Annotated in this window: 14 protein-coding genes; all 14 read left to right on the top strand. The window is 71.7% G+C overall.

The window, feature by feature from the left end:
• Nucleotides 1–2 precede the first annotated feature (2 nt).
• The 14 genes from ftsL (at nt 3) to Asi03nite_RS16355 (ending at nt 16,283) form a co-directional block, all read left to right on the top strand.
• On the top strand, nt 3–545 hold the full coding sequence (ftsL, locus tag Asi03nite_RS16290) for a cell division protein FtsL (RefSeq protein ID WP_203680656.1): 543 nt from the start codon (nt 3–5) through the stop codon (nt 543–545).
• A gap of 3 nt (nt 546–548) precedes the next feature.
• Nucleotides 549–3,035: a peptidoglycan D,D-transpeptidase FtsI family protein gene (locus tag Asi03nite_RS16295; protein WP_203680658.1), complete on the top strand. Its 2,487-nt coding sequence runs from the start codon at nt 549–551 to the stop codon at nt 3,033–3,035.
• Nucleotides 3,036–3,092: 57 nt separating this feature from the next.
• Nucleotides 3,093–4,598, top strand: coding sequence for a UDP-N-acetylmuramoyl-L-alanyl-D-glutamate--2,6-diaminopimelate ligase (locus Asi03nite_RS16300; RefSeq protein ID WP_203680660.1), 1,506 nt, complete (start codon nt 3,093–3,095; stop codon nt 4,596–4,598).
• On the top strand, nt 4,595–5,986 hold the full coding sequence (locus Asi03nite_RS16305; protein ID WP_203680662.1) for a UDP-N-acetylmuramoyl-tripeptide--D-alanyl-D-alanine ligase: 1,392 nt from the start codon (nt 4,595–4,597) through the stop codon (nt 5,984–5,986). The genes Asi03nite_RS16300 and Asi03nite_RS16305 overlap by 4 nt, the downstream gene beginning before the upstream one ends.
• The gene (gene mraY / locus Asi03nite_RS16310; protein ID WP_203680664.1) at nt 5,983–7,098 is read left to right on the top strand and encodes a phospho-N-acetylmuramoyl-pentapeptide-transferase; all 1,116 of its coding nucleotides are present in this window, start codon (nt 5,983–5,985) and stop codon (nt 7,096–7,098) included. The genes Asi03nite_RS16305 and mraY overlap by 4 nt, the downstream gene beginning before the upstream one ends.
• 205 nt (nt 7,099–7,303) lie before the next feature.
• The gene (locus tag Asi03nite_RS38530) at nt 7,304–7,981 is read left to right on the top strand and encodes a collagen-like protein (protein WP_203680666.1); all 678 of its coding nucleotides are present in this window, start codon (nt 7,304–7,306) and stop codon (nt 7,979–7,981) included.
• A 105-nt stretch (nt 7,982–8,086) separates the two neighbouring features.
• Nucleotides 8,087–9,493: an FtsW/RodA/SpoVE family cell cycle protein gene (locus Asi03nite_RS16320; RefSeq protein ID WP_203680667.1), complete on the top strand. Its 1,407-nt coding sequence runs from the start codon at nt 8,087–8,089 to the stop codon at nt 9,491–9,493.
• Nucleotides 9,494–9,516: 23 nt separating this feature from the next.
• Nucleotides 9,517–10,623: an undecaprenyldiphospho-muramoylpentapeptide beta-N-acetylglucosaminyltransferase gene (murG, locus tag Asi03nite_RS16325; protein WP_203680668.1), complete on the top strand. Its 1,107-nt coding sequence runs from the start codon at nt 9,517–9,519 to the stop codon at nt 10,621–10,623.
• 73 nt (nt 10,624–10,696) lie between these two features.
• Complete coding sequence (gene murC, locus Asi03nite_RS16330; RefSeq protein WP_203680763.1) at nt 10,697–12,100, top strand: UDP-N-acetylmuramate--L-alanine ligase; 1,404 nt, start codon at nt 10,697–10,699, stop codon at nt 12,098–12,100.
• A 3-nt stretch (nt 12,101–12,103) separates the two neighbouring features.
• Nucleotides 12,104–12,871: a cell division protein FtsQ/DivIB gene (locus Asi03nite_RS16335; RefSeq protein ID WP_373872120.1), complete on the top strand. Its 768-nt coding sequence runs from the start codon at nt 12,104–12,106 to the stop codon at nt 12,869–12,871.
• Nucleotides 12,872–13,170: 299 nt separating this feature from the next.
• Nucleotides 13,171–14,319 carry a cell division protein FtsZ gene (gene ftsZ, locus Asi03nite_RS16340; RefSeq protein WP_203680669.1) on the top strand — a complete coding sequence of 383 codons (1,149 nt, stop codon included), beginning with the start codon at nt 13,171–13,173 and terminating at the stop codon, nt 14,317–14,319.
• Between the two features lie 9 nt (nt 14,320–14,328).
• Nucleotides 14,329–15,042 (top strand): YggS family pyridoxal phosphate-dependent enzyme, encoded by a 714-nt coding sequence (locus Asi03nite_RS16345; protein WP_203680670.1) that lies wholly within the window; start codon nt 14,329–14,331, stop codon nt 15,040–15,042.
• 189 nt (nt 15,043–15,231) lie between these two features.
• Entirely contained in the window at nt 15,232–15,966 is a 735-nt protein-coding gene (locus Asi03nite_RS16350) for a cell division protein SepF (protein ID WP_203680671.1), read from the top strand.
• A 23-nt stretch (nt 15,967–15,989) separates the two neighbouring features.
• Entirely contained in the window at nt 15,990–16,283 is a 294-nt protein-coding gene (locus Asi03nite_RS16355) for a YggT family protein (protein ID WP_203680672.1), read from the top strand.
• The last annotated feature ends 39 nt before the right edge of the window (nt 16,284–16,322 follow it).

Genomic DNA, 16,322 nt, shown 5'->3' on the forward strand with positions numbered 1-16,322 from the left:
GGGTGGCGGGTTCCGCGGGCGCGACCGGCGCGGCCGCCGAGCCGGTGATCGAGATCGAGGGCACCGCGGCGAGGCGGCTGGACACCGCGGAGGCGTCCGGGCCGGTTCTGCCGCGCCTGCGGGTGGCGCCGCCGCTGCCGTTGCGGGCGCCGCGGCCGACGTTCGCCGCCGGGGTGATCGGGCTGGTGCTGGTCGGGGTGGTCGGCATCCTGCTGATCAACACCAAGACCATGGAGCAGTCGTTCCGCCTCGACGCGCTGCGGGAGAACCAGGCCACCCTGGACGAGCAGCAGCAGGAGCTGCAGCAGCAGCTCAACGAGGTGTCCAGTCCGGGCAGCCTGGCCGCGGCCGCGCGCCGGCTGGGCCTGGTGCCGGCCGAGAACCCGGCGATGATCCGGCTGCCGGATGGCAAGATCATCCGAACGCCGACGCCGGGCAAGGGCCAGACCTCGGTGACCGCTCAGGACCCGCTGACCGCCGGCGACGCGACCGCGCCCGCGGGCCAGGACGGCGCCGACCAGAACGCTGTGGGAACGGGGCAGTAAGCCGTGTCGCCGCGAGCCGACGACGAGACACCGCGCCGGGGCACTCCGCCCCGGCGCGGTTCGTCACGTGCCGTCCCCGCCGAGGGACAAGACGAGCCGGAGCGCCCCGAGCGGCGCGGTTTCTCCAGCATCGGGGAGGCGCGGGCGTACACCCCGCGCGGCCGCACGGTGGCCGAACGGGGACGCACGCCGCGGACCGGGCGCACCACCGATCCGTTCCGCCCGGCGTTGCAGGTCGTCGACGGCGGCGAGGGCGCTCCGCGGGCGCGGCAGCGCGGCGCCCGCACGGACCAGCCGACCGAGCGCCCGGAAAAAAGCCAGCGGAACACGAAAAATCCGGATAAGTCCGAGAAGGCGGCGACGGACCGCGATTCCCGGGCACGGCGTGCGGCCGACCGCCCCGCGGCCCCCCGCGACCGGGCCCCGACCACACGCGGCACCACTCGGCAGGAACCCGAGCCGCCGCGCGGCGCGCCGGCCCGCCGTGCCCCAGGATCGCAAGCCGAACCGGCGCGCGCGCCGGCCCGGCGTACCACCGGATCGCCAGCCGAACGGCCGCGCGGCGCGACGGTACGGCGTACCACCACATCGGCTGCCGAACCGCAGCGGACCGCGACCGCACGGCGTACCAGCAGGCCGGAAGCCGGACCACGGCGGACCGGGACGGATCGCGCCCGCCGCGCCCCCGGCCGGGAGCCGGCCCGGCGGCCGCGGCCGGTGCCCGCCGAACCGCCGAAGCTCGCGAACAGCACCCGCCGCCTGCGCCTCGGCACGGTCCTGGCGCTCTCGCTCTTCGTCATGATCGGCATCCGGCTGGTGGTGCTGCAGGTGGCCACCTCGCCGACCGAGGTGCAGAGCCTGGTCAAGTTGCGCGAGAAGCGGCTCAGCACGGTCGAGCTGCCGGCGCCGCGGGGCAGCATCATGGACCGCGACGGCAAGATCCTGGCGAACAGTGTCGAGGCACGGTACGTCTACGCCGACCCGGAGAACAAGAAGCTCCAGAAGGACATCCCGGGCACCGCCGCGAAGCTGTCCCGGCTGCTCGGCATCCCGGCCTCCGGGCTCGCCGCCAACATGCAGCGCAAGCAGCTGCCGCTGGGCACCTGGCTGAAGTTCCGTTACCTGGCCCGCGGCGTGGACATCTCGGTGGCCGGGCAGATCGAGGACCTCGACCTGCCCGGCATCTACACGCACATCGACGAGCGGCGCGACGTGCCCGGCAAGGACCTGGCCTCGAACCTGATCGGCTTCACCGGCGACGACCAGCACGGCCTGGTGGGCCTGGAGGCGCGCTACGACGACCTGCTGCACGGCACCGACGGCAAGCGGGTCTTCGAGACCGGCGCGGGCACCCTGAACGTGCCGATCACCGGTGGCTATGAGCAGGAGACCGCGGCCAAGCCGGGCAGCTCGCTGAAGCTGACCATCGACCGCTGGGTGCAGTTCGAGGCGCAGCGGGTGCTGGACGCCGAGGCGAAGCGGAACAAGGCCACGGTGGCCGGCGCGGTGATCCTGGACGTCCGGACCGGCGAGGTGATCGCCCAGGCCAGCTACCCGTCCTACAACGCGGCGAAGCCGGAGGACTCGGAGCCGGCGGACCGGATGGACGTGCCGACCGCGGTGGTCACCGACCCGGGCTCCAGCCACAAGGCGTTCGTGATCGGCGCGGCCCTGCAGGAGGGCCTGATCACCCCGGACTCGACGGTCGAGGTGGCGCCGGCGATCGACAAGGGCGGCACGCCGTTCAAGGACGGCCACCCGCAACCCAAGGGCAGCAAGCTGACCGTCGCCGGGGTGCTTGCCTACTCGTCGAACGTGGGCACCATCCGGATCGGCGACCAACTGGGCAAGGACAAGATCTACGAGTACCAGCAGAAGTTCGGGCTGGGCCGGGCGACCGGCGAGGGCATGCCCGGCGAGGCGCCCGGTCTGCTGCTCGAGCCGGACGAGTGGAGCGGGTCGGCGTACGGCTCGGTCCCGATCGGCCACAGCGTCTCGGCGACCCTGGTGCAGATGGCCGCCGGCTACGGCGCGATCGCCAACGACGGCGTCTACGTCCAGCCGCATCTGATCAAGTCGACGATCTCCGGGACCGACGGCAAGGAGACCCCGGCCCCCGCCCCGCGGACCCACCGGGTGCTGGACGCCAAGGTCGCCGGGCAGCTGCGTACGCTGATGGAGGCGGTGGTCGAGGACAACGAGGGCACCGGCACCAAGGCGCAGGTCCCGAGTTACCGGGTGGCCGGCAAGACCGGCACCGGCGCGATGGTCGTGGACGGGCAGTACACCAGCCACAACGCCAGCTCGTTCGTGGGCATGGCACCGGCCGACAACCCGCGGTACGTGATCGCGGTGGCCATGGACGTGGCCAGGGGCACCGGTGGCGAGGTGGCCGCGCCGGCCTTCGCGAAGATGATGTCGTTCACCCTGCTTCATTACTTTGTGCCACCGTCCACCACCAAACCGCCGACTTTCAAGATCCATGGATGAAGCCGGGGCGCATGGCGTTGACGAGAACGTGTGGCCTACCGGGTAGGGTCTGACGCCGTGTCCGGCATTCCCCGACCCGAGACTGTTGTGCCGTTGCCGTTGACGCGGCTCGCTGAGCTGCTTCCGGCAACGCCGCACGGTGGTGACATCGATGTCACCGGGGTCACGCACAGTAGTGGCGCAGTGCGCCCAGGAGACCTATACGCGGCGCTGCCCGGCTCGAAGCGGCACGGCGCCGAGTTCATCGCCGATGCCGCCCGCTCCGGCGCGGTGGCGGTGCTGACCGATCCGGCGGGGCTGGCGGCCGCCCGCGCCGCCGGATTGCCGGCGCTGGTCGCCGGCGATCCGAGAGCGGTGCTCGGCGCGGCCGCCGCGGCGATCTACGGCGAGCCGTCCCGGCGGCTCACCATGATCGGCATCACCGGGACAGCCGGGAAGACCTCGACGTCGTACCTGGTGGAGGCCGGCCTGCGGGCGGCCGGCCGGGTGACCGGCCTGGTCGGCACGGTGGAGACCAGGCTCGGCGACCTCGTGGTCAAGAGCGTGCGCACCACGCCCGAGGCCCCCGACCTGCAGGCGATCCTGGCCTCCGGGGTGGAGCGCGGGGTGACCGCTGTGGTCATGGAGGTCTCCAGCCACGCCCTGGTGATGGGCCGGGCGGACGGGATCCGCTTCGCCGCCTCCGGCTACACCAACTTCGGCCAGGACCACCTGGACTTCCACCCGACGTCGGAGGAGTACTTCGCGGCGAAGGCGCGGCTGTTCGACGGGCGCAGCGAGATCGGCGTGCTCAACCACGACGATCCGGCGGTCATGTCGCTCCTGCGCCCCGGGATGCTCACCTATTCGGCTTCCGGCGACTCCGCCGCCACCTGGTGGGCCTCGGACATCCGCCCGTCCGCGTTCGGCCAGCTGTTCACCGCGCACGGCCCCGGCGGCGCGACAGTGGCGACCGGCGTCGCGCTGCCCGGCCTGCACAACGTGGCGAACGCGCTGCTCGCGCTCGCGCTGCTGGTCGCGGTCGGGATCGACCCCGAGGTGGCCGGCCGCGGGATCCTTCAGTGCCGTGGCGTGCCCGGACGGCTGGAGCAGGTGCCGGCCGAGGGCGACGTGCTCGGCGTGGTCGACTACGCGCACAAGCCGAACGCGATCGTGGCCGCCCTGGCCGCGCTGCGCGAGCTGGCGACCGCCCGCGGCGGCCGGCTGATCTGCGTGCTCGGCGCCGGCGGCGACCGGGACAAGGGCAAGCGGCCGCTGATGGGCGAGGCCGCGGCGCAGGGCGCCGACCTGGTGATCATCACGGATGACAACCCCAGGACCGAGGACCCCGCTTTCGTACGGGAGGGGGTGCGCCGGGGCGCCGAGGAGGCGGCCGGCGGCGCCAAGGTCGTCGAGGTGGCCGGTCGCCGCGCGGCGATCGACGAGGCGGTGCGCCTGGCCGGCGCGGGCGACGTGATCGCCGTCCTGGGCAAGGGGAACGAACAGGGTCAGGAGGTGAACGGCCAGGTGCTGCCGTTCGACGACCGGATCGAGCTGGCCGCAGCGCTGGGGGGCCGCGCATGATCGCCCTGACGCTCGGCGAGATCGCCGGGATCACCGGGGGCCGGCTGGTCAACAGCGACGGCTCGCCGACCGTCACCGGCGGGGTCGAGTACGACTCCCGCAAGGTCGGCCCGGGCGGGCTGTTCGTGGCGTTCGCCGGCGAGAAGGCGGACGGGCACGACTACGCGGCCGCGGTGGTCGCCGGCGGCGCGGCCGGGGTGCTCGGCACCCGCGACGCCGGTGTGCCCGGCGTGGTGGTCGAGGACCAGCTGGCGGCGCTGGCCAAGCTGGCGCACGAGGTGCTGGGCCGGCTGCCGGAGCTGACCGTGGTGGGGCTGACCGGCTCGTCCGGCAAGACCACCACCAAGGACTACCTCGGGCAGCTGCTGTCCCGGCTGGGGCCGACCGTGGCGCCGGCCGGGTCGCTCAACAACGAGCTGGGTTTTCCGTACACGGTGCTGCAGGCCGACGAGAAGACCCGGTTCCTGGTGCTGGAGATGGGCGCCCGCGGGGTGGGCCACATCCGGTACCTGACAGGCATCGCGCGGCCGTCGATCGGCGTGGTCCTGAACGTGGGGGCGGCGCACCTCGGCGAGTTCGGGTCGGTCGAGGGCACCGCGCTGGCCAAGGGCGAACTGGTCGAGGCGCTGCCGGAGAGCGGCGTCGCGGTGCTCAACGCGGACGACGCGCTGGTGTCCGCGATGGCCTCGCGGACCACGGCGCGGGTGCTGCTGGTGGGTGAGGCCGAGGGGGCGGACCTGCGGGCGTCCGGGATCGTGCTGGACGCGGCGGGGCGGGCCTCGTACGTGCTCACCCATGGGTCCGACCAGGGGAACGTCCGGCTAGGGGTGGCCGGGCGGCATCAGGTGGCCAACTCGCTGAGCGCCGCCGCGGTCGCCCTGACCGCGGGCATGGCGTTCGAGGAGCTGGTCACCGCGCTCGGGGAGGTGGGGATCGTCTCCGGGCGGCGGATGGACGTGTTCGCGCGTGCGGACGGCGTGACCGTCATCGACGACTCGTACAACGCCAATCCGTCCTCCACCGCGGCGGCGCTGCACGCGCTCGCCGCGATGGGCGCCGGCAAGCGGACCACCGCCGTGCTCGGTTACATGGCCGAGCTGGGGGAGCACGAGGTGCCCGGGCACGCCGAGGTCGGCCGGCTGGCCGCCGAGCTGGGCGTGGACCGGTTGATCGCGGTGGACGAGAACGCCCGGCCGATCCTCTCCGGATCGGCGCAGGTGGACGGCTGGCGGGGCGCCGCCCACTTCGCGGCCGACCAGGCCGCCGCGATCGAGATTCTGCAACAGGACCTGCGCGCCGACGACGTCGTGCTGGTCAAGGGTTCCCGGTACCGCACATGGGACGTCGCCGACTGGCTGCGGCGTTCCGAGGAGGTTCAGCCCACGTGAGGGCAGTCATCGTCGCGGCCGCGGTCGCCTTTCTCATCTCGCTCTTCGGCACCCCCATCGCCATCAGGGTCTTCTCGGCGCTCAAGGCCGGGCAGCCGATCCGGACCATCGGCCCGCAGACCCACCTGGGCAAGCGGGGCACCCCGACGATGGGCGGCGTGGCGTTCATCCTCGCCACGGTCTTCGCGTATGTCGCCGGGCACCTGGCCCTGACCACGCTCCCGGACCGGCAGATCGCCCAGGAACGGCCGACCATGACCGCGCTGGTCCTGCTCGGTCTGCTGGTGTTCTGCGGCGCGGTCGGCTTCCTGGACGACTTCCTGAAGGTCCGCAAGCGCAACTCGGACGGTCTCAGCGCCAAGGGCAAGCTGCTCGGCCAGCTGATCGTGGGCACCGCCTTCGGTATCGCCGCGCTCTACGTGCCGAGCACCAACGGCCAGACCGTGGCCAGCGAGCACATCTCGTTCATCCGGGACGTGAGCTGGCTGGACGTCGGCAAGGTCGGCGCGGTGATGGTGTTCGTCTTCGTGATCATGGCGATGTCGAACGGCGTGAACCTCACCGACGGCCTGGACGGCCTGGCCACCGGTGCGTCCATCCTGGTCCTCGGGGCGTACTCGCTGATCGGCTTCTGGCAGTACCGGCACTGGTGCGGTGACGACGACTACCGGCTCACCAACCAGCTCACCGAGGCGCACTGCTACCAGGTCCGGGACCCCTTGGAGATCGCGCTGATCGCGGCGGCCGCGGCCGCCGCCCTGGTCGGCTTCCTGTGGTGGAACACCAGCCCGGCCCGGATCTTCATGGGCGACGCCGGCGCGCTCGGCCTGGGCGGCCTGATCGGCGGCCTGGCGGTGGCCACCCGGACCACGCTGCTCTCGGTGATCATCGGCGGCCTGTTCGTCATCATCACGATGTCCCTGGTGATCCAGGTCATCTCGTTCCGGACCACCGGCAAGCGGGTCTTCCGGATGTCGCCGCTGCACCACCACTTCGAACTGGCCGGCTGGAGCGAGGTCAACATCGTGGTCCGGTTCTGGATCATCGCGGGCATCTGCGCGGCGATCGGCCTGGGCCTGTTCTACTCCGACCATCTGGCGGTCATGGGCTGACCGCGCAGTACCGGGGAAGGGGGTTGCGGCCGACCGGCCGCGACCCCCTTTTCGGCTCTGGGCAATGCCTCGATATCCCCCTGAACACGAAGGCTCCCTCCCTAGGCTGGTGACGACCCGATCACGCCGCGTCGACGTGGCTGTCCTGCCCCGACGACGGCGACCACGGGCCCAAGACTCGGAATCCGCAGAGGATGGAATCGTCATGAGGACACGTGTCCTGTACACCTCGATCGGCGCCCTGGGGCTGGTCCTGACCAGCGCCTCGCTGGCCCTCGGCGCCGGCCGGTCCGAACCCGCGCGCGCCGGCGTCGCGGCGCCCGCGGCGCCGGCCGCCTACAAGGTGTGCGTCAACAAGAAGACCGGCGCGGTCCGCTGGCTGGTCGGCGGCGCGTCGAAGTGCCGCTCCGGGGAGACCCTGTTCTCCCTGAACCAGGCCGGGCCGAAGGGCGACCCGGGGCCGAAGGGCGCCACCGGAGCGAAGGGCCCGGCCGGTTCGCCAGGTCCGCAGGGGTCGCCCGGCCCGGCCGGCTCGCCAGGTCCGCAGGGCCTGCCGGGCGCCGTCGGCCCGGCCGGCTCCCCGGGGCCGTCCGGTGCCCCCGGAGCCAACGGCTCGCCTGGGCCGACGGCGAGCGTGCTGTGGGGCGCCGGCACCATGACCGCCGGAAGCGCCGAATACTCACTCACCTGTGCCCCGTGGGCCACGCCCATCGGCGCGGGCTACAGCCTGGCACCGGCGGACGTGACCGGCGGGGCCTATGTGGTCGGACAGGGGCCCGGCCCGGCTCCCAGCAACTGGACGTTGAGGTTCAACCAGACCCTGACCGCGGACGGTCAGGGGACGGTCGTCTGTCTCGTCCCGTCGCCCTTCCTCCTGCCCTAGGTGCTCCCGCGTGCGCCACGCCCGCGTGGCGCACGCGACAAACCCTCCGGCGACACGCCATCGACGGTGTACGTCCTGGTGTGACGGCACGACGATGATGGGGGGATGGCGGACGACCGTACCGAACAGGCCCGCCCGTCACTGAGCCGGCAGTTCCTGCCCGCCGTGCACGGGCTGCTGGCCCGCCCCCTCTCGTCGTACTACCTGCTGATCGCCAGCGCCGGCCTGCTCCTGCTGATCGGGCTGACCATGGTCTTCTCGGCGACCAGCGTGAAGGCGTACGCGGCGAACGGCAACGCCTTCTCCGCGATCTCCAGCCAGGCGGTGTACGCGCTGCTGGGCCTGATCGCCTTCTGGATCTGCCAGCGGCTGCCCGCGATCAGCCTGCGCGCCCTGGGCAAGTACGTGCTGGGCGTGGCGGTCGTGCTGCTCGCCTTCCAGAACCTGGTCGTCCTGGTCAAGGACATCGGGGCGCAGGAGAGCGAACAGGTCGGCCCGATCTCGGTCAGCCTGCTCTCGCTGGCCACCGGTGGCGTCAGCATCCAGCCCTCCGAGATCGCCAAGCTGGGCCTGGTGCTGTGGGGCGCCGACGTGATCGCCCGCAAGGGCCCGGCCCTGGGCCACTGGCGGGAGCTGGCGATGCCGTTGTTCCCGGTGATCGGCCTGCTCTTCGTCCTGGTCGGCTACAACGACGTCGGCACCATGCTGGTGCTCCTGGCGCTGACCGTCGGCCTGCTCTGGGCCGCCGGCGTCCGGATGCGGGTCTTCACCGCGCTGGGCGTGCTCGGCCTGACCGGCATCGGCCTGCTGATCGCCGCGGCGTCCCGGGGCGCCGGCTCCGGTTCGGCCGAGGCCGCGACGAACTACCGAGTGCAGCGGCTCACCGCCTTCCTCACCCCGCTCGACAAGTGCGACCTGAGCGACGCCTGCTATCAGCTGATCCAGGGTCGCTCGGCGATCTTCGAGGGCGGCTGGTTCGGCGTGGGCCTGGGTAAGGGCGCGCTGAAGTGGGGCTGGGTGCCGGAGGCCGAGAACGACTTCATCTACGCCATCGTCGCCGAGGAGCTCGGCGTGGTCGGTTGCGCCGTGGTGCTGGCGCTCTTCTCGGTGCTCGCCTTCACCGGGTTCCGGATCGCCCGCCGCTCGGCGGACCCGTTCCGCGGGCTCGCGGCCGCCGCCATCACCACCTGGCTGGTCGCCCAGGCCGTGATCAACATGGGCGGGGTGGTCGGCCTGCTGCCCATCACCGGTCTTCCGCTACCGTTCATCTCCGCAGGTGGCAGTGCCCTCATCGTGGCCATGGCGGCGATCGGCATGCTGGCCTCCTTCGCGCGGGCGGAACCGGATGCCGCGCGGGCCCTGAACGCCCGTCCGACCCCTCGGTGGGTACGACTAGTGTGGGCCCCGCTGCCGCCGCTCCCCGCGCCGCGGCGGTCGGGACAAACGCGTCCGCCTGCCCAGAAACCGGGTCCGGGCGGCCGGACGCCCGCCGGCACCGGGGGACGCTCGTAGTTGGGCTGGGAAGGGAGACGGTGATGGTTCCGCTGCGGTCGGTGGTGCTCGCCGGAGGAGGCACCGGTGGACACATCTATCCGCTGCTGGCTTTCGCCGACGTGTTGCGCCGCCACTTCCCGCAGGTCCGGATCACCACCCTGGGCAGCCCCAAGGGCATGGAGAACCAGCTCATCCCGGCGGCCGGCTACGACCTGCGGGTGATCCCGGCGTTCCAGCTGCCCCGCTCGCTCAATCTGGACCTGCTGCGCACCCCGGACCGGATGTACCGGTCCGCCGCCGCGGCCGGCGAGATCATCGACGAGGTGCAGGCCGAGGTCGTGGTCGGCTTCGGCGGCTACGTCTCGGTCCCGGCCTACCTGGCCGCCTGGCGGCGCGAGCTGCCGATCGTGATCCACGAGGTGAACGTGCCGCCCGGGGTGGCCAACCGGATGGGCATGAAGTTCACCCGGCGGATCGCCGTGGGCTTCCCGCACCAGCTGGAGCAGGCCGAGTCGCTGCGCAACGCGCGCCTGGTCGGCGTCCCGCTACGGACCGGGATCACGCACCTGGACCGGCCGACGCTGCGCCCGCAGGCGCTCTACCACTTCGGGCTGCGCCCGGACCTGCCGGTGCTGTTCGTCTCCGGCGGCTCGTCCGGCGCGCGGACGATCAACCTGGCGGTGGCCGCGGCGGCCAAGCGGCTGGCGCATGCCGGCATTCAGGTGCTGCACGTTCAGGGCGGGCGCAACGACCCGTTCGACGTGCCGAACGACCTGCCCGTGCCGTATGTCGTCGTGCCCTACCTCTCCGACATGCAGCTCGGATACGCTGCCGCGGACCTGATGCTGTGCCGCGGCGGGGCGATCACGGTGGCCGAGACGACAGCGCTCGGCATGCCGGCCGTCTACGTGCCGTACCCGTTCAGCAACCAGGAGCAGCGGCGCAACGCGATCCCGGTGGTCGAGGCGGGCGGCGGCATGCTGGTGGACAACAGCGAGCTGACTCCGGAGTGGATCGAGCGGAACATCATTCCGCTGGCCCGCGACCGGCAGCGGCTGGCCGCGATGGGACAGGCCGCGGCGGGGTACGGGCGGCGCGACGGTGACGAGCAGCTGCTGCGCTTCGTTCTGGAGGCGGTGGGCCGGTGATGGTCCGCCGTACGGTGATCGAGCTTGAGGGAGTTCTGTGGTGAACACGGCGGAGTTGACGCCGGCCGGTGAGATGACCGCCGAGGATCTGGGCAGCGTGCATCTGATCGGGATCGGCGGGGTCGGCATGGCCGGCCTGGCCCGGCTCCTGCTCACGCGGGGTGTTCCGGTCTCCGGCAGCGAGCTGCGCGAGTGGCCGGCCCTGGCGGCGCTGCGCGCACTCGGCGGGACGGTGCACATGGCCCACGAGGCCGCCAACCTCGATGGGGTGGACACGGTGGTCTACTCCACAGCGATCCCCGAGGATCACGTGGAGATGGTCGAGGCGCGTCGGCGCGGGCTGCGGGTGCTGCACCGGTCCGAGGCGCTCGCCGCGGCGATGACCGGCCGGCAGACCATCGCGGTGGCCGGCACCCACGGCAAGACCACCACCACCTCGATCATGACGGTGATCCTGCAGCACGCCGGGCAGGACCCGTCCTTCGTGATCGGTGGCGAGCTCTCCGCGGCCGGCTCCAACGGTCACCACGGCAGCGGGCCGCACTTCGTGGCCGAGGCGGACGAGCACGACCGCTCGTTCCTGATCTACCGCCCGCACGTGGCGATCATCACGAACATCGAGGGCGACCACCTCAACAACTGGGGTGATCTGGAGACCCTCAAGGCGGGCTTCCTTCAGTTCGGCGAGCTGGCCGACGGCTTCGTGGTGACCTGCGCGGACGGGCCGGGCACCGGTGAGCTGATCGCCGGGCTGCGGGCCAAGGGCCGGACCGTCTACACGTACGGCGAGGCCGAGGACGCCGACCTGCGGATCACCGACGTGGTGTCGACCGTGAGCGGGGTGCGTTACCAGGCCACGCTGCACGGCGAGCCGCTCGGTGAGCTCAAGCTCGCGCTGCCCGGCAAGCACATGGGCCTGAACAGCGCCGCGACAGTGCTCACCGCGCTCAAGCTGGGCCTGTCGCTGGACAAGATCGTCGAGGCGCTGGAGTCGTTCCCCGGAGTCCGCCGCCGCTTCGAGCGCAAGGGCATCGCGGCCGGCGTCCGCGTCTACGACGAGTACGCGTACCACCCGACCTCGGTGCTGGCCGCGCTGCGCACGCTGCGCGAGGTGGCCGGTGACGGGCGGTTGCTGGTGGTCTTCCAGCCGTACCGGGTGTACCGCACCCGCGACCTGCAGTCCGAGCTGGCCGAGGGGCTGGCGCTGGCCGACGAGGCGATCATCATGGAGGTGTTCGGCCCGGGGGAGACCCGCGGGCCGGGCGAGGGCGGGCTCGCCCTGACCGCCGCGGTCGACCTGCCGGCCGAGCACAAGGTCTTCGTCCCGGACTGGGAGGACGTGCCGGCCGAGGTGGTCCGCCGCAGCCGTCCCGGCGACGTGGTGGTGACCATGGGCGCGCCGCCGATCTCGCTGATGGGTGACGAGCTGCTGGCCGCCCTCGCCGAGGCGGACCTCCGACCGGGCCTCGCGGGCTGATCCGTGGCCGGCGGGGGCACACGCAACTGGCGCCTGGTGCGGGCGGACACCGACGCGGTGCCGCCGTCCGCGCGCCGGTTCATGGCCCGCGCCCGGCAGCGCCGGCTGCGCGCCGCCCTGCCCTGGCTGGCCGGGGCCGGCGTGCTGCTGCTGGCCGGCGGGGTGACCTGGGTGGTCTACGGCACCTCGGTGCTGGGCGTGAAGACGGTCGAGGTGGCCGGCGCCCAGTCGCTGGATCCGGGCCAGGTGCGTGCGGCGGCCGCGGTGCCGGACGCGCGCCCGCTGGCCCGGGTCGACCTGGGTGAGGTGGCGGCCCGGGTGCGCGGCCTGGCGCCGGTCGACAAGGTGACAGTCACCCGGAGCTGGCCGTCCACCCTGCGGATCGAGGTGGTCGAGCGCGTCGCGGTGGCCGCGGTGCCGATCCGGGACCAGTTCACCCTGATCGACGACGAGGGCGTGCCGTTCGAGGTGGCCGCCGCCGCGCCGGCCGGCCTGCCGCTGGCCCGGCTGGAGAAGCCCGGCCCGGCCGACGCGAACACCGGCTCGGCGCTGAAGGTTCTGGCCGCGCTCAGCGACGACCTGCGGGAGCAGCTGGTGGCGATCTCGGTCGCCTCCCCGGTGGCGATCCGTCTGGAGCTGCGTGGCGGGCGGGTGGTGATCTGGGGCGACGACACCGAGAGCGACCTGAAGAGCAAGGTGGCCACGTCGCTGCTCGGGCGCAAGAGCGCCGAGATCGACGTGAGCGCCCCGAAAATCGTGACCATACGGTAGTCGGGTTAGCTAAACCTGACAAAAACGTACGAACGGAATATTACCGTCGAGGTTACGGGTGAGTCGCATACTCGCCACCTAAGCGCACGCGACACGCCGCCCGGGTTCTTTGGTCCCGGCGCGATGTCCGCATACGTTGCGTCCAGAGGTTCGAGTGGTTGACATAACTCTAAACCTCTAGTAGAGGGTGAGGGTTTCCTCGCCCTCCCTTGTACGGCAGCGGATGTCGAAGTGCGTTTCCCACCGGAACCGCAGGGGCCCTCGACATCCGCCAACCCCGGAAGGGAAGGCTGAGCCCGATGACACCTCCGCACAACTACCTTGCGGTCATCAAGGTCGTAGGCATCGGCGGCGGCGGCGTGAACGCCGTGAACCGCATGATCGAGGTTGGGCTCAAGGGCGTCGAGTTCATCGCGATCAACACGGATGCCCAGGCCCTGCTGATGAGCGACGCCGACGTCAAGCTGGACGTCGGCCGGGAACTGACCCGTGGCCTCGGGGCCGGCGCGCAGCCCGACGTCGGCAAGAACGCCGCCGAGGATCACCGCGACGAGATCGAGGAGGTCCTCAAGGGCGCCGACATGGTCTTCGTGACCTGCGGTGAGGGCGGCGGGACCGGCACCGGCGGCGCCCCGGTGGTGGCCAACATCGCCCGCAAGCTCGGCGCGCTCACCATCGGCGTGGTGACCCGGCCCTTCTCCTTCGAGGGCAAGCGGCGCCAGGTCCAGGCCGAGGCCGGCATCGAAGAGCTGCGCAACCAGTGCGACACGCTGATCGTGATCCCGAACGACCGGCTGCTGGCGCTCGGCGACCGCGGGATCAGCATGATGGACGCGTTCCGCCAGGCCGACCAGGTGCTGCTCTCCGGTGTGCAGGGCATCACCGACCTGATCACCACGCCGGGTCTGATCAACCTCGACTTCGCCGACGTCAAGAGCGTGATGAGCAACGCCGGCAGCGCGCTCATGGGTATCGGCAGCGCGCGTGGCGACAACCGCGCGGTCGAGGCCGCCGAGCGGGCCATCTCCAGCCCGCTGCTGGAGCAGAGCATGGACGGCGCGCGCGGCGTGCTGCTCTCCATCGCCGGTGGCTCCGACCTCGGCCTGTTCGAGATCAACGACGCGGCCCAGCTGGTCACCGACGCGGCCCACCCGGACGCGAACATCATTTTCGGCGCGGTCATCGACGACGCGCTCGGCGACGAGGTGCGGGTCACCGTGATCGCGGCCGGGTTCGACGGCGGTTCGCCGTCCTACAAGCCGGCCGAGCCGGTGCGCAAGGTCGCCCCGCCGGCCCCGGTCCCGAGCACGACGTCCCCGGCCTCGCCGGTCACGCCGGCGTCGCTCACCCCGCACCAGGTCCCGCCGCCGCCGGCCACGCCGACGCCGCGCAAGCACGTGCTCTTCGACGACGTCGATGTGCCGGATTTCCTGAAGAACGGTTCCTGATCCTCCTTCATGGCAGACGACGAGGGGCGGCGGGCCGAGCTCGCCGCCAATCTGCAGCAGGTGCGCGAGCGCATCGCCCGCGCGTGTGCGGCGGCGGACCGGCCGGTGGGCTCGGTCACGCTGACCGCTGTGACGAAGACCTATCCGGCGAGCGACGTGCTGTTGCTCGCCGGTCTCGGAGTGACCGACGTCGGGGAGAACCGGGACCAGGACGCGTCCGGCAAGGCCGCCCTGGTGCGGGCCGCGGGCGTGCGCCTGCGCTGGCACTTCATCGGTCAACTGCAGCGGAACAAGGCGAAATCGGTTGCCGCGTACGCCGATGTGGTCGAGTCCGTGGACTCGCTCCGCCTCGCCGCGGCACTGGACCGGGCCGCCCTGTCGATCCGTGACGAACCGCTCGACGTGCTGATCCAGGTGAGCCTGGACGGCGATCCCAGCCGCGGGGGCGCGGTTGGAGATGATCTCTGGCGGGTATCCGACGCCGTAGCCTCTTCGGACGGTCTGCGGTTGCGTGGTCTGATGGCCGTGGCTCCGCTCGGCGAGGACCCGGACACCGCCTTCGCCCGACTGTCCGCATTGGCTGGTCGGCTGGTCGTGGATCACCCCGGCGCCACGATGCTGTCGGCGGGGATGAGCGGCGATCTGGAGGCGGCCGTCCGGCACGGGGCGACACACGTACGAATCGGAACATCTTTACTCGGGATGCGAAACTCGCTGCGATAGCCTTGCGGCGGGCAGCAAACTACACAGGTGTTGTTTTGCGCGACGCGCCACCACCGGCGGCCGTTGCGTCCGACGACGCAGCGACGCAGCGGGTCACGGGTCCTCTTCGGACCGGGTGTCCGGCTCGCCAGGGGGGACGCGGCACGCCATGAGGGGGCGCGGGCCGCAGGAGCGGACGGAGGTGGGGGCATGAGTACTTTCCGTAAGGCGGCCGTCTGGCTGGGGCTGGCCGAGGAGGAGGACGAGCGCGACTACGAGGAGCGTGGCTACTCGGACCGCTCCTACCGGTCGTCCCGGGACCGCGACCGGGACCGCGACCGCTACTCCACCGGCGACCGGTACTCCGACGGTTTCGACGACGACGAGGTCGAGGAGGAGCGCCCGGTGCCGCGGGCACGCCCCGACCGCGACCGGTCCGAGCGTTCCAGCCGGCTCAGCGAGCGCGTCTCCTCGGTGCGCGCCGACCTGGACCGGGACGAGGACGACCGGATCGAGCGGGCCAGTGTCCGGTCCATCACCCGCCCCTCGCCGGCCCCCGAGCAGTCCTCGGCGATGACCTACTCCACCCGGGAGAACCTGGCGCTGGCCCCGCAGCCGCCGGTCCACCAGCCGCAGGTGCAGCACCGGCCGATCGAGGAGGAGCAGCGTTACCAGATCACCACGCTGCACCCCACCACGTACCGCGAGGCGCGGACCATCGGCGAGCACTTCCGCGACGGTGTCCCGGTGATCATCAATCTCACCGAGATGGATGAGTCCGACGCCCGCCGTCTGGTGGACTTCGCCGCCGGGCTGGCGTTCGGCCTGCGGGGTACGATCGAGCGCGTGACCAACCGGGTTTTCCTGCTCTCACCGGCAAATGTCCAGGTCACCGCGGAGGACAAGGCCAAGATCGCTGAGGGCGGCTTCTTCACCCAGAGTTGACCCGAACGAGGGATCCGCCGGACGTGGTATCGATCGTGTTCCAAATTCTCTATCTGTTGGTGTACCTCTTCTTCCTGGTACTGCTGAGCAGGTTCGTCATGGGGGCGGTGCTCCAGTACGGACGCCGCTGGCAACCGGGCCGGGGCGCATCCGCCGCACTCGAATTGGTGTGGAGCGTCACGGATCCGCCCCTCAAGGCGTTGAGGCGTGTGATCCCACCGCTGCGCATTGGTAACGTGAGTTTGGACCTGGCTTCCATCGTGCTGCTGGTTATCCTGTTCGTGCTCATGGAGTTAGTGCTAGTTCGCCTCATCTAGACCTACAGATAGACAGCAGCCCCAACCGCGGCCGCGACT

Origin of the sequence: Actinoplanes siamensis (genome assembly GCF_016862395.1) — a bacterium.
In the GTDB taxonomy this organism is placed as follows: domain Bacteria; phylum Actinomycetota; class Actinomycetes; order Mycobacteriales; family Micromonosporaceae; genus Actinoplanes; species Actinoplanes siamensis.

Bases quoted from the DNA above. Each gene is read 5' to 3' on its own strand.
- Asi03nite_RS16305 (WP_203680662.1), top strand. From the start codon at position 4,595: ATGATCGCCCTGACGCTCGGCGAGATCGCCGGGATCACCGGGGGCCGG.
- Asi03nite_RS38530 (WP_203680666.1), top strand. From the start codon at position 7,304: ATGAGGACACGTGTCCTGTACACCTCGATCGGCGCCCTGGGGCTGGTC.
- Asi03nite_RS16320 (WP_203680667.1), top strand. From the start codon at position 8,087: ATGGCGGACGACCGTACCGAACAGGCCCGCCCGTCACTGAGCCGGCAG.
- Asi03nite_RS16350 (WP_203680671.1), top strand. From the start codon at position 15,232: ATGAGTACTTTCCGTAAGGCGGCCGTCTGGCTGGGGCTGGCCGAGGAG.
- Asi03nite_RS16345 (WP_203680670.1), top strand. From the start codon at position 14,329: ATGGCAGACGACGAGGGGCGGCGGGCCGAGCTCGCCGCCAATCTGCAG.
- murC (WP_203680763.1), top strand. From the start codon at position 10,697: ATGACCGCCGAGGATCTGGGCAGCGTGCATCTGATCGGGATCGGCGGG.
- murG (WP_203680668.1), top strand. From the start codon at position 9,517: ATGGTTCCGCTGCGGTCGGTGGTGCTCGCCGGAGGAGGCACCGGTGGA.
- ftsZ (WP_203680669.1), top strand. From the start codon at position 13,171: ATGACACCTCCGCACAACTACCTTGCGGTCATCAAGGTCGTAGGCATC.